This window comes from Alkalicoccobacillus porphyridii (assembly GCF_007293315.1).
Taxonomy (GTDB): Bacteria; Bacillota; Bacilli; order Bacillales; family Bacillaceae_D; genus Alkalicoccobacillus; species Alkalicoccobacillus porphyridii.
The window spans coordinates 1-237 of sequence record NZ_VLXZ01000410.1; the positions used below are offsets into that span (position 1 = coordinate 1).

The 237-nt window shown below is 49.4% G+C and carries 1 protein-coding gene; it reads left to right on the forward strand.

The window, feature by feature from the left end; genetic code table 11:
• On the forward strand, window positions 1-237 hold a 237-nt coding region (locus tag FN960_RS24755; RefSeq protein ID WP_221936879.1), incomplete at both ends, for a hypothetical protein.

Below are 237 nucleotides of genomic sequence, written 5' to 3' on the forward strand. Positions count from 1 at the left end.
GGTAATGAAGAGAACAATGTCTGGCTATGCGATTGCGCTAAAGTCTACGGTCACGCGCAGGTGAAAGCTGGCATAGAAGAAGATGCCATTCCGACGATTCATTACAGTTCGCAGGTGGCGGAATATGCCATTGTGGAAGGTAATTGTGTGTTAAAACATCATGTCTTGGTTGGCGGAAATGCCGTGGTACGTGGCGGACCGATTCTGCTCGACGAGCACGTTGTCATACAAGGTGAG